Annotated in this window: 11 protein-coding genes; 6 read left to right on the forward strand and 5 right to left on the reverse strand. The window is 72.8% G+C overall.

Features of this window, described 5'->3' with window-relative positions:
- Window positions 1-137: 137 nt before the first annotated feature.
- Entirely contained in the window at window positions 138-1,412 is a 1,275-nt protein-coding gene (locus tag M8C11_RS03835; RefSeq protein WP_308212722.1) for an AI-2E family transporter, read from the forward strand.
- A gap of 53 nt (window positions 1,413-1,465) precedes the next feature.
- Here M8C11_RS03835 and M8C11_RS03840 read toward each other — a convergent pair whose 3' ends face one another.
- Window positions 1,466-3,607 carry an ATP-dependent DNA helicase gene (locus M8C11_RS03840; protein WP_252448329.1) on the reverse strand — a complete coding sequence of 714 codons (2,142 nt, stop codon included), beginning with the start codon at window positions 3,605-3,607 and terminating at the stop codon, window positions 1,466-1,468.
- A gap of 124 nt (window positions 3,608-3,731) precedes the next feature.
- Between M8C11_RS03840 and M8C11_RS03845 the strand changes: the two genes are divergently transcribed.
- The gene (locus tag M8C11_RS03845) at window positions 3,732-4,238 is read left to right on the forward strand and encodes a DUF402 domain-containing protein (RefSeq protein ID WP_252448330.1); all 507 of its coding nucleotides are present in this window, start codon (window positions 3,732-3,734) and stop codon (window positions 4,236-4,238) included.
- A gap of 6 nt (window positions 4,239-4,244) precedes the next feature.
- On the opposite strand, the gene sigJ is transcribed toward M8C11_RS03845, so the two are convergent.
- The gene (gene sigJ, locus M8C11_RS03850) at window positions 4,245-5,198 is read right to left on the reverse strand and encodes an RNA polymerase sigma factor SigJ (protein ID WP_252448331.1); all 954 of its coding nucleotides are present in this window, start codon (window positions 5,196-5,198) and stop codon (window positions 4,245-4,247) included.
- 197 nt (window positions 5,199-5,395) lie between these two features.
- On the opposite strand from sigJ, the gene M8C11_RS03855 reads away from it, so the two are divergent.
- From M8C11_RS03855 to M8C11_RS03865, 3 genes are all read left to right on the forward strand, one after another.
- Complete coding sequence (locus M8C11_RS03855) at window positions 5,396-6,346, forward strand: PPK2 family polyphosphate kinase (RefSeq protein WP_252448333.1); 951 nt, start codon at window positions 5,396-5,398, stop codon at window positions 6,344-6,346.
- A gap of 149 nt (window positions 6,347-6,495) precedes the next feature.
- Window positions 6,496-7,122 carry a DUF47 domain-containing protein gene (locus M8C11_RS03860; RefSeq protein WP_030504473.1) on the forward strand — a complete coding sequence of 209 codons (627 nt, stop codon included), beginning with the start codon at window positions 6,496-6,498 and terminating at the stop codon, window positions 7,120-7,122.
- A 4-nt stretch (window positions 7,123-7,126) separates the two neighbouring features.
- Complete coding sequence (locus M8C11_RS03865) at window positions 7,127-8,131, forward strand: inorganic phosphate transporter (protein WP_252448335.1); 1,005 nt, start codon at window positions 7,127-7,129, stop codon at window positions 8,129-8,131.
- 48 nt (window positions 8,132-8,179) lie between these two features.
- Here the strand turns inward: M8C11_RS03865 and M8C11_RS03870 are convergent, their stop codons facing one another.
- Both M8C11_RS03870 and M8C11_RS03875 read right to left on the reverse strand, forming a co-directional pair.
- Window positions 8,180-9,148: a Gfo/Idh/MocA family protein gene (locus M8C11_RS03870; RefSeq protein WP_121682908.1), complete on the reverse strand. Its 969-nt coding sequence runs from the start codon at window positions 9,146-9,148 to the stop codon at window positions 8,180-8,182.
- A 61-nt stretch (window positions 9,149-9,209) separates the two neighbouring features.
- Entirely contained in the window at window positions 9,210-9,797 is a 588-nt protein-coding gene (locus M8C11_RS03875; protein WP_252448336.1) for a DinB family protein, read from the reverse strand.
- 430 nt (window positions 9,798-10,227) lie between these two features.
- Here M8C11_RS03875 and M8C11_RS03880 point away from each other — a divergent pair, with 430 nt between their 5' ends.
- Window positions 10,228-11,055, forward strand: a complete 828-nt coding sequence (locus M8C11_RS03880) for an NUDIX domain-containing protein (RefSeq protein WP_252448337.1) — start codon at window positions 10,228-10,230, stop codon at window positions 11,053-11,055.
- Window positions 11,056-11,057: 2 nt separating this feature from the next.
- On the opposite strand, the gene M8C11_RS03885 is transcribed toward M8C11_RS03880, so the two are convergent.
- Window positions 11,058-12,014 (reverse strand): YafY family protein, encoded by a 957-nt coding sequence (locus M8C11_RS03885; protein ID WP_091425447.1) that lies wholly within the window; start codon window positions 12,012-12,014, stop codon window positions 11,058-11,060.
- Window positions 12,015-12,051 lie beyond the last annotated feature (37 nt).

Raw genomic sequence — 12,051 nt, forward strand, 5'->3', positions numbered from 1 at the left:
GGTGTGGTTGGCGAGTGCGCAGGGCGGGCAATGTGTGGCCGAGTCGCCCTAGGGTGGGGCGTACGGACGTATCCTGTGCCCCCTGCGATCTGGTGGGGCTGATTTTGCCGGAGGTGCGCTTGAGCCGCTTCGAGCGGATGCGCGGGCGGCTCCGCCGCGCGTACGAGTCGGGCCGGGAGACGGCCCGGACCCGGCGGGCCACCGCGGAGGCGGAGGACGCGGGAGTGGCCTCGCCCGCCACGCCGGGGCCGACCGCCCCGCCGGAGGCGATGGTCGTGGGCGCCGGGTCGCCGGCCGCGTTGCACTCCTCGACTGTGAGCCGGGACGACACGGAGGTGCCGCACGCGCTGCGGATCACCGCCGCGTGGTGCTGGCGGCTGATCGTGATCGGCATCGTGACCTGGGCGCTCATCAAGATCATCGGCACGATCAGCATCGTGATCATCCCGCTGACCGTCGCGCTCCTGCTCTCCGCGCTGCTCGCCCCGGCGGTCGGCTGGCTGCTCCGGGCCCGCCTGCCCCGCTCGCTCGCCACCGGTGTGGTGCTCGTCGGCGGCCTGGCCGCCGTGGTCGGCACGCTGACGCTGGTGGTCAACGAGTTCATCAAGGGCGTACCGGAGCTGAGCGAGAAGTCCTCGGAGGGCATCCGGCAGATCCAGGACTGGTTCAAGACCGGCCCGCTGCACCTGTCCGACAGCCAGCTCGACCGCTACATCAACGAGGCGCAGAACTGGATCAACGGCAACACCGAGCGGTTCACCAGCGGTGCGCTCAGCACCGCCGCCACGCTCGCCGAGGTGCTCACCGGCACCGTGCTCGTGCTGTTCGCCACGTTCTTCTTCCTGCGCGACGGCAACTCCATCTGGCGGTTCCTGGTCCGGCTGCTGCCGGTCGCGGCCCGCTGGAAGGTCGACGACGCCGGTCGCGCGTCCTGGGCGACGCTCGGCGCGTACGTGCGGGCCACCGTCCTCGTCGCCTTCATCGACGCGGTCGGCATCGGCATCTTCCTGGTGCTGTTCGACATCCCGTTCGCGTTCCCGCTGGCCGCGCTGGTCTTCCTGGGCGCGTTCATCCCGATCGTCGGTGCGTTCCTGTCCGGCGTGGTGGCCGTGCTGGTCGCGCTCGTCGACAGCGGCCCGGTGACCGCCCTGATCATCCTCGGTGCGGTGGTCGGCGTGCAGCAGGTCGAGGGCCACGTGCTCCAGCCGCTGATCATGGGCCGCGCGGTGGCCATCCACCCGCTCGCCGTGATCATCGGCATCGCCGCCGGCGTGGTGCTCGCCGGCATCGCTGGCGCGCTCGTCGCGGTGCCGCTGATCGCCGTGGTCAACACCGCGGTCCGGCGGCTCGCCGCGCGTACCGTGCCGGACACCCCACCGGACGCGGTGGTGGTCGCCTCCCAGGCGCCCTGACCGGCGACAGATCCACCGACGCCCGCGTCACCCCGCCCGGGGAGGCGCGGGCGTCAGCTCTTGGCGAGCCGTTCCAGCGCGCCCCGGGCCACCTCCGGACGGGTGGTGTACCAGAACGGCGGCAGCGAACGCCGCAGGAACGGGCCGTACCCGCGGGCCGTCTCCAGCCGCGAGTCGAGCACCGCGACCACGCCCCGGTCGCCGGTGGCCCGGATCAGCCGGCCGACGCCCTGGGCCAGCCGGACCGCCGCGATCGGCACGCTCACCGCCGCGAAACCCGAGCCGCCGCCGGCATCCACCGCCGCCGCCCGCGCCGCCGCGAGCGGCTCGTCCGGGCGGGGGAAGGGCAACCTGTCGATCACCACGAGCTGGCAGGCGTCGCCCGGCACGTCCACCCCCTGCCAGAGCGACATCACCCCGAACAGGCAGCTCTCCCGTACCTCGCGGAACCGGCGCACCAGCAGCGGCAGCGCCTCCTCGCCCTGGAGCAGCACCGGCAGGTCGGTCCGCGCGCGGACCAGCTCCGCCGCCTGCTGCGCGGCCCGTCGCGACGAGAAGAGCCCGAGGGTACGACCACCGAGCGCCTCGACCAGCGCCAGCAGCTCCTCACCGGCCGGCCCGGGCAGCCCGGAGACGCTGGGACGGGGCAGGTGCGCGGCCACGTACAGGATGCCCTGCCGGGCGTAGTCGAACGGCGAGCCGACGTCGAGCGAGCTCCAGCCCGGCCCCTCGGTCGCCGGTACGGTGCCGATCGCCGCCCGGCTGCCCTCGGTGGCGGCCACCGGCGTGACCGGGGAGCGGCCCGCGGCGGAAGCGGTGGCGATCGCGGCGGCGGCCGGGGACGGCGGGGCGGGCGGCGGCGCGTCCAGCCCCAGCGCCCGGGCCACCGTGTCGAAGCGGCCGCCCAGCGCCAGCGTGGCCGAGGTGGCGACCACCGTGCGCTCGTCGTACAGGTGGGTGGCGAGCGTGCCCGCGACGGACAGCGGCGCCACCACGAGTGCCCGGCGACTGCCGTTGTCCGGCTTCTCGACCCAGGCGACGTCGTGGTCGGCCTCTTCCAACAGCCGCTGGGCGGTGGTGGACAGCTCGTCCAGCACCGCCTTGGCCTGCTGCTTGCGTACCGGGTCGGGGTCGTCGGACTTCACGTCGCCGATCCCCTCCAGCGCGGTCCGGGTCGCCGAGTCCAGCAGCGTGCACGCCTCGCGCAGCGCGGGCGGCAGACCGGCGGTGAGCCGCCCGGCGGGCGCCTCGGCCAGCCCCACGGCGAGCGCGTCACCGGCCTCGGTGAGCCGCTCGGCCACGTCGGGGCGCAGCAGCGGCCGGGCCCGCCGGGTGGACCTGTCGATCAGCTCCGGCACCAGTTCCGCCTGGGCGGCCGACGAGACGCGGTCGGCCAGTTCGTGCGCCTCGTCCACCACGAGCAGCTTGTGCGGCGGCACGATGTGCCGCCCGGCGAGCATGTCGACGGCCAGCAGGCTGTGGTTGGTGACCACGATGTCGGCCTCGCGGGCGCGGGCCCGGGACGCCTCCGCGAAGCACTCCTGGCCGAACGGGCAGCGGCTCGCGCCGACGCACTCCCGGGCCGGCATCGAGACGCTGCGCCACACCTGGTCGTCCACGCCCGGATCCAGCTCGTCCCGGTCGCCGGTGGCGGTCTCCTCGGCCCAGTCGCGCAGCCGCTGCACCTGCTTGCCCAGGCGGCCCGCCTCGCCGAGCCACTTGGTGCCCCCGTTGCCGGAGCGGGGCGCGTCGAACAGCGCGTCGTCCGGCTCGTCCTCGACCGAGCTGTCCAGCCGGGCCAGGCAGAGATAGTGGTGGCGGCCCTTCAGCACGGCGAAGGTGGGACGGCGGCCCAGCACCGGCTCGACCGCGTCGGCCAGCCTCGGCAGGTCGTGCTCGACGAGCTGGGACTGCAACGCCAGCGTGGCGGTGGACACCACCACCGGCCCGTCCACTGTGAGCGCCGGAGCGAGGTAGGCCAGGGACTTGCCGGTGCCCGTCCCGGCCTGCACCAGCAGGTGCTCGCCGGAGCCGATGCTGCGCTCGATCGCCTCGGCCATCTGCTGCTGACCCGGCCGGGCCGCGCCGCCGGGAACCGCGCCCACCGCGGCGGTCAGCAGCTCCCCGGCACCGGGTCGGTTGCTCCGGCGCTTCTTCGGGACGGCCGGGCCGGTGGCGGTGCGGGACGGGGTCACCGTGCGACCGTACCCGCCGGCACCGACGGGGGTCCGGCCGCTCCGGCGGCGTGGCGGGACGGCGGGTCGCGTCCGGTTACCTCCCGATCGCGTGGCGTGGCCGGAATCGGTTAGGGTGCCAGGCATGCCGAGCGACGTGGTCCGCGTGATCTACCGCAAGTACGACGGCAGCGCCCACCGCGACTACCCGGCCCGCCGGCTCGCCGAGGACGACCTCGGCGTCTGGCTCGGCGTTCCCGCCGGCACCGAATCCGTCTACCACGGCCGCCCGTCCGTCGAGCAGATCCCGTTCGTCCTGCTGGTGCCGCACCACGGCTGGTGGACCGGCATGTTCAACCCGCCGCCACGCACCAGCGAGGTCTACTGCGACATCGCCACCCCGGCCCGCTGGGAGGGCGAGGAGACGGTCCACCTGGTCGACCTCGACCTGGACGTGGTGCGCCGCCGCGAGACCGGCCTGGTCGAGCTGCGCGACGAGGACGAGTTCGCCGTGCACCGGGCCCGCTGGGGCTACCCGGACGACGTGGTCACCGAGGCCGAGGCCGCGTCCCGCTGGCTGCTCGGCGCGCTCGGCGACGGCACCGAGCCGTTCGCCACGTCGTACCGGAAGTGGCTGGCCCTGGTGGTCTGAGCCGGCTCACCAGCGCGGCGGCCAGACGGCGTCCGGCCCCAGCGGCGGCAGGTCGCTCACCTTGGCCGGGTTGAGCTGGTTGAACACGCCGGTGACCCGCCCCTCGTGGACGGCGAACGAGGTGACCATGCGGATGGGCCGCCCGTCGCGGTGGAAGAACTCCGACTGCCATCCCAGCGTCCCGTCCACCAGCACCGGCCGGCCGCGCAGGCCACCCCGCTGCCGGGCCTGGCCGTACAGACCGAGGAGCAGCCGGGCGACCGAGTCGACGCCCACCACCGGCCGGCGTCCGGCCGGGAAGTGACCGCCGGCGTCGCCGATCGACACCACGTCCGGGGCGAGCACGCGGACCAGTTGCTCCAGCTCACCCGACTCCACCGCGGCGGCGAACGCGGCGAGCACCCGCCGCTGCTCGGCGAGGTCGGCGCTGTGCCGGGGCGCGTCCGGCCCGTGCACCGCCCGGCGGGCGCGTGACGCCAGCTGACGCGCCGCCTCCGGCGTCACCGCGAGCACGTCCGCCACGTCGGAGAACGGCACCGCGAACACGTCGTGCAGCACGAACGCGACCCGCTGCTCGGGCGTCAGCCGTTCCAGCACCACCAGCAGCGCGGTGCCGAGCTGGTCGGCCCGTACCGCCCGCTCGGCCGGGTCGGGGGCGAACCCGTCCGCCGCCGGCACCGCGGTCACCATCGGCTCGGGGAGCCACTGACCGGGGTACGCCTCCCGGCGCACCCGGGCGGAGCGGAGCACGTCCAGGCAGATCCGGGAGCAGGTGGTGATGAGCCAGCCCCGCAGATCGCGTACGCGGGCACGCTCCTCCGGGTCGCTCAGCGCGCCGGAGAAACGCAGCCAGGTCTCCTGCACCGCGTCCTCGGCCTCGCTGCGGCTACCGAGCATCCGCTGCGCGACGGCCAGGAGACGCCCTCGTTCCGCCTCGAACTCCCCCGCAAGCTCCTCCACCCACCCATTCTCCCGCCCCACCCCCCACCCCACCGCCCCGCCCGCCGCGCGCCCCCACCTCGGCTCGCTGATCTTGCACTTGCCGCCCCGACAAAAGGTGCTTTCCAGGCGTGCCGAGGGCCGCAACTGCAAGATCGGCGGGCCGAGGCGGGGTCGCGGGGCGAGCGGGGAAGGGCTCTGGGGGTGAGGATCGGGGGATGAGTGAGGTGGTTGGGCCCGAGGGTGGGCGTATGCGGGAACTGCTTCGGGTGGGGCCGGGGACGGTGGATCTGACGGCGATCGACCCCCGGTCGACGCCCGGGCTGCCGGCGGCGGCGGGGCGTGGGCCGACGCGCAAGGAGTGGGCGCGGGCCCAGGTCGAGCTGATCGGCGCGGAACTGGGGCGGCAGCAGGAGATGCTGTACGCCTCGGCGCAGAGCGCCGCCGGACCGGGCGGCGCCACCAGCGCGCCGGCGCAGGCGGACGCCGGGCTGGACGGGAACCGGCCGCGCCGGGTGCTGCTGGTGCTCCAGGCGATGGACTGCGGCGGCAAGGACGGCACGGTCAAGCGGGTGGCGGGCGCGATGAACCCGCTCGGGCTGCACATCCGCTCGTTCGGGCCGCCGACCGAGGAGGAGTTGCGGCACGACTTCCTGTGGCGGGTACGCCGGGCGCTGCCGCCACCCGGGTACGTGGGCGTGTTCAACCGCTCGCACTACGAGGACGTGCTCATCGCCCGCGTCGAAGGACTGGTCGACGAGGCGACCTGGCGATCCCGGTACGCGATCATCAACGACTTCGAGCGGGAACTGACCGCGCAGGCGGTCACAGTGGTGAAGGTCATGCTGCACATCTCGTACGACGAGCAGGGCGAGCGGCTGATGGAGCGGCTCACCGACCCGGCGAAGTTCTGGAAGTACAACCCGAGCGATCTGGACACCCGGGCACGTTGGGACGACTATCAGGCCGCGTACGCCGAGGCCTTCGAGCGTTGTGGCACGGACGCCGCGCCCTGGTTCGTGGTGCCGGCGGACCGCAAGTGGTACCGGGACTGGGCGGTCGCCCACCTGCTGCGGGAGACGTTCGACGGGTTGGATCTGGGGTATCCGCCTGCCGATTTCGACGTCGAACGGGAGCGTGACCGGTTACGGAGCCAGCGCCGTGAGTGATCAGGTGAACGGAAGGTGAACGAGCGGTGAATCGGGCCTGACCAGGGGTGGGCCGATCGAAAGTGGGTTCGGCGCGGTCCCTAGCATGCGCAGAGCAGACGCCCGGGGGGCGACGGCCACCCTTCCACCGACACGACGAGGTCCGTGCTGTGAAGTTTTCCTTCCGTCCCACCGAGGGCGCCTTCTACGAGCTCTTCACCAGGGCTGCGCAGAACCTGGTGAAGGGGACCGACCTGCTCAACGAGCTGGGTCTGCCCGGTGCCGACGTGCAGTCGATCAGCGAGCGGCTGACCGACATCGAGCACGACAGCGACCAGATCACGCACGAGCTGTACAAGAAGATCAACTCCACGTTCATCACGCCGTTCGACCGGGAGGACATCTACCGGCTGGGCTCGCTGCTCGACGACGTGATGGACCACCTGGAGGCGGTCGGCAACCTGCTCTACCTGTACGGCCTGACCAAGCTCCCGTCGCTGCCGCGCGAGCTGCACGAGCTGGTGAACGTGCTCGACCTGCAGGCCAAGCTCACCGCCGAGGCGATGCCCCGGCTGAAGTCGATGAAGGATCTCGAGGACTACTGGATCGAGTGCAACCGGCTCGAGAACGACGGCGACCAGGCGTACCGGATGCTGCTGGTACGCCTCTTCTCCGGTGAGTACGACGCGCTCACGGTGCTGAAGATGAAGGAGGTGGCCGACGAGCTGGAGGCCGCCTGCGACGCCTTCGAGCACGTGGCCAACACCGTCGAGACCATCGCGGTCAAGGAGTCCTGATCCAGTGAGTCCCGAACTCATCGCCGTGCTGGCGGTGATCGCGGTCGCCATGGCGTTCGACTACACGAACGGCTTCCATGACGCGGCCAACGCGATCGCCACCAGCATCTCGACCCGGGCGCTGACCCCCCGGATCGCGCTCGCGCTGGCGGCAGTCGGCAACTTCGTCGGCGCGCACTTCGGCGCCGGGGTGGCCAAGACGGTCGGCGACGGGCTGGTCACGTTGCCGACCGGGGTGGAGAGCCTCGGCGTGGTCTTCGCCGGCGTGCTCGGCGCGATCATCTGGAACCTGATCACCTGGTACTTCGGCCTGCCCTCGTCCTCCTCACACGCCCTCTTCGGCGGCCTGGTCGGCGCGACCCTGTTCGCCGCTGACGGCATCGTGCAGTGGGGCACCATCATCGAGAAGGTCCTCATCCCGATGGTGGTCTCGCCGGTGGTCGGCCTGGTGCTCGGCTTCCTGGTGATGCTGGCGATCATGTGGACGTTCCGGAAGGGGCAGCCGGGCAAGCTGAGCCGTGGCTTCCGCTGGGCGCAGACCCTGTCCGCCGCCGCGATGTCGGTCGGCCACGGCATGCAGGACGCCGCCAAGACCATGGGCATCATCGTGCTCGCGCTCTACACCGGTGGTTTCCAGGAGAGCAAGACGCACATCCCGGGCTGGGTCTTCTGGACCTCCGCGGCGATGCTGGCGGCCGGCACGTACGCGGGCGGCTGGCGGATCATCCGGACGCTCGGCCGGAAGATCATCGACCTCGGCCCGGCGGAGGGCTTCGCGGCCGAGACCGTGGCCAGCGCGGTGCTCTACTTCAACGCGCTGGTGCTGAAGGCACCGATCTCCACCACGCACACGATCACCTCGGCGATCATGGGTGTGGGCGCGACGAAACGGCTCTCCGCGGTGCGCTGGAACGTGGCAGGCAACATCGTGATCGCCTGGATCATCACGTTCCCGGCCGCCGCCGCGATCGCCTGCCTCGCGTACCTGCTGGTCCGGCCCCTGTTCTGATCTCCGCGCGCTGACGTCGAGGGGTTCCCCGCCGTGGCGGGGGACCCCTCACGCGTAGGAGACGCCGATCCGGGCCTTGATGTCGTCGATCAGGCCCATCACCTCGAGCGTGGCGGCGTGCGGCACCAGCGGGCTCTCGGTCAGCCCGGCCGCCAGGCAGCGCTGCACCTCGATCGCCTCGTACTGGTAACCGCCGCCGGTCAGGTCCGCCGGGATCGTCTCCGGTTCGGCGCCGGCCCGGTGCAGCACCACGTGCGCGGGCCGGAAGAACAGCTCGGGCAGGTCGATCCGACCCGTCGTACCGGTGATCGACGCGGTGATCGCTGTCGCGCCGACCATGCCGCAGCTGAGCGTCGCCACCGCGCCGGAGTCCCATCCGAGCACCATGCCGGTGTTCTCGTCCACCGCCTCCGGGGTCAGCTTCGCCCACGCCTGCACGTGCTGCGGCGCGCCGAGCACCAGGTGGGCCAGGCTCAGCGGGTAGACGCCGAGGTCGAGCAGCGCGCCGCCGCCGAGCGTGCGGGCCCGCATCCGATGCTCCGGCGGGAACGGGCCGGCCACGCCGAAGTCCGCCCGTACGTGCGTCACCTCACCGATCGCGCCGTCCCGGATCAGCTCCAGCACGCGCAGGATCAGCGGATTGGTCCGCATCCACATGGCCTCCATGAGGAACAGGCCCCGGGCGCGGGCCGTCTCCACCAGCTCGGTGGTGGTCGGCAGATCCAGCGTGCACGGCTTCTCCACCAGCACGGCCTTGCCGCCGGCCAGGCAGGCGAGCGCCGCCTCGTGGTGCGCGGCGTGCGGGGTGGCCACGTAGATCGCGTCCAGGTCCGGGTCCGCGGCAAGTTCCGCCCACGAGGCGTACGCCCGCGGCACGTCGTGCCGGCGCGCGAACAGTTCGGCGCTCTCCCGGGTACGCGAGCCGACCGCGACCAGTTCGGCGTCCGGCACCAGCCGCAGGTCCTCGGCGAAGCGGGCGGCGATGTTTCCGGTGGCCAGGATTCCCCAACGCGTCATGCCCGGCACGCTATCCCCTGCCGCTCCGGGGCCGGCAGGGTGATCCACCCGTCGGGACGACTCAGCGGCGTGCGTCGGCGGCGGCGCGGGCAGCCTGTTCGACGAGCGCCCGCCGCGCCGTCAGCGTCGGCTGGTCGGGTTCCAGGTGCGCGTAGTCGGCCCAGGCCCCGGTCGAGCCGTCGAGCTGCTCGCGCAGGATGTCGGCGTGCCCCGCGTGCCGATTGGTCTCGGCCACCACGTGGACCAGGATGTTGAACAACTTGACGTCCGGGCGGGGCCACCACGGCACGTGGCCGGGAGCGTCGACGGCGAGGGCGTCGATCGTCGCGTCCGCGTGCTCCGCCGCCCGCCGGTAGCGGCCGATCACCTCCTCGCGGGTCTCGTGCTCACTCGCCCACATGTCGATGCCGTCCGGATCCGGGTCGTCCCACCGGGGCAGCGGTTCCGGGAACGGCCTGCCGAACACCTCGCCGAAGTACCGGGCCTCCCCGAACGACAGGTGCTTGACCAGGCCGAGCAGGTTGGTGCCGGACGCGGTCAGGGGACGGCGTACGTCGTATTCGGACAGCCCGTCGAGCTTCCACAGCACCGCCTCGCGAATCTGGCGCAGGTCGTTGTGCAGGTATTCCTTCGCGAAGTCGTCGATCACGGGTCACGACCCTGCCAGGCGCGACCGGCGGACGCAGTCCCGCGCTTCCTGCGGCTTCCGACGCTGCGCCCCGAACGCCATGTGACGTCGATCGAATACGGAGCGTGAAGATAGCGCAGCGTGACGGCGATTGCTTCTCTCTTCGCCAGGACCGGGCGCCCAAAGGCGCTCTTACGGACATAAGCCCCGAGCCCGCGCGGCTGGGTCGATGCCCTCTCGTCCCCTTTGCTCTGCAGCCTCATGCGCTCCGCGAACGGAGGGTTGCCATTGCGGATTCGGCTGCAGAGCAAAGGGCACGGAGGTATGCCTTTGGGCGGACGGAGAGAACTACGCACCGTGACCAGGCATCCCGCGCTCGGAGCACGTGTGTCCCGTGAGTCGACGGGAACCGTCGCCGACCGGACTGCTGGGCGGGAACTAGGCTCGGCGCATGACGATCGACGGCTTCGCCGCACCCCCCGCCCTGGTGGAGCACGCCCGCCGATTCCGGGCCGAGGGCGCCGTACCGGCCGTGCCCCGGGTCGCCGCCACGGTGCTGTTGCTCCGCCCGGCCGGCGACGGGTTCGAGGTCTACATGATCCGCCGGGTCGCGGCCATGACCTTCGGCGGCATGTACGCCTTCCCGGGCGGCGGGGTGGACCGCTCCGACTCGGAGGCGCACCTCGGCTGGGCCGGCCCGGACCCGGCGGAGTGGGGGGAGCGGCTCCGGCTCGACCCGGCCGCTGCGCAGGCGGTGGTGTGCGCCGCCGCCCGCGAGGTCTTCGAGGAGGCGGGCGTGCTGCTCGCCGGCCCGGACCCCGGCACGGTCGTCGGCGACGTGAGCGGCGACGACTGGGAGGCGGCCCGGCAGGATCTGGAGGGACGGCGGGTCGGCTTTGCGGACCTGCTGGCCGGTCGGGGTCTGACGCTGCGATCCGACCTGCTGCTGCCGTGGAGCCGGTGGATCACCCCGGAGTTCGAGCCGCGCCGCTTCGACACGTACTTCTTCGTCGCCCTGCTGCCCGAGGGGCAGCGGACCCGGGACGTCTCCGGGGAGGCCGACCACACGCTGTGGCTGCGTCCGGCGGACGCCCTGGCCCGGGCGGAGGCCGGCGAGCTGACCATGCTGCCGCCCACAATGGTCACGCTGGCCGAGGTGGCCGCCGCCGGCGACCTGGGCGGTGTGGCCGGCGCGGCGGCGAAGCGCGACCCCGGCGTCCCCGTCATGCCGCACCTCGACCTCTCCGACGTCGAGGCCCCCCGCTTCCGTCTGTCCTGACGTCAGCCGGCGGCGCGAAGGTAGCGGGCCGCGAGGGTACGTAGGAGATCGGCCAGTTCGGGCGGTTCCTCGACGGTGAAGTCGAGGTCGAGCAGGCCGAGCCAGACCGCGATGTTCTCCAGCCGGTCGGCGCCGGTGTGCAGGAGACAGGCGCTGTCGCCGGCCGGCTCGACAGTGCCGACGGCCGGATTGATCCGGTCGGCCACCGCCTCGGCGGGGGCGTGCACGCGGACGCGCGCCCGGTGCCGCCAGGCCGCCGAGGAGACACCCTGCCGGACCCGGTCCACCACGTCCCCGGGCAACTCGCGCGCCGCGAACCGTGGGCCGGTCGGGGTACGCGGGGTGAGCCGGTCCACCCTGAACGTGCGCCAGTCGTCCCGCGCCGGGTCGAAGGCCACGAGGTACCAGCGCCTGCCCCAGTTCACCAGCCGGTACGGCTCGACGTCCCGTCGATCGGCGGTCCCGTCGTGCCGGACGTAGTCGAACCGCAGCCGCTCCCGGTCCCGGCAGGCGGCCCCGATCAGGCTGAGGGTCCCGGCGTCCACGGTCGGGCCGGGCTGGTCGTGCGGCACCCGGATGGTGTGGGTGTGCAGGGCGGCGACGCGCCGGCGCAGACGGTGGGGGAGCACCTGCTCCAGCTTGGCCAGCGCACGCAGGGATGTCTCCTCGATGCCGGCGACGCTGCCGCCCGCGGCCGTGCGCAGCCCGACCGCCACCGCCACCGCCTCCTCGTCGTCGAGGAGCAGCGGGGGCAGGGCCGCACCGGCGCCCAGCCGGTACCCGCCGACCGCGCCCCGCGTGCCGTGTACGGGATAGCCCAGCTCGCGTAGCCGCTCCACGTCGTTGCGCACGGTCCGGGTGCTCACCGCGAGGCGCTCGGCCAGTTCGGCGCCAGTCCAGTCACGCGGGGTCTGCAACAGCGACAGCAGGCGCAGCAGCCGTGCGGAGGTCTCCAACATTTCGCGAATCCTGCCAGTTCATTAGGAACGGGATATT

The organism is Micromonospora sp. CPM1 (assembly GCF_023896895.1).
Classification (GTDB): domain Bacteria; phylum Actinomycetota; class Actinomycetes; order Mycobacteriales; family Micromonosporaceae; genus Micromonospora; species Micromonospora tulbaghiae.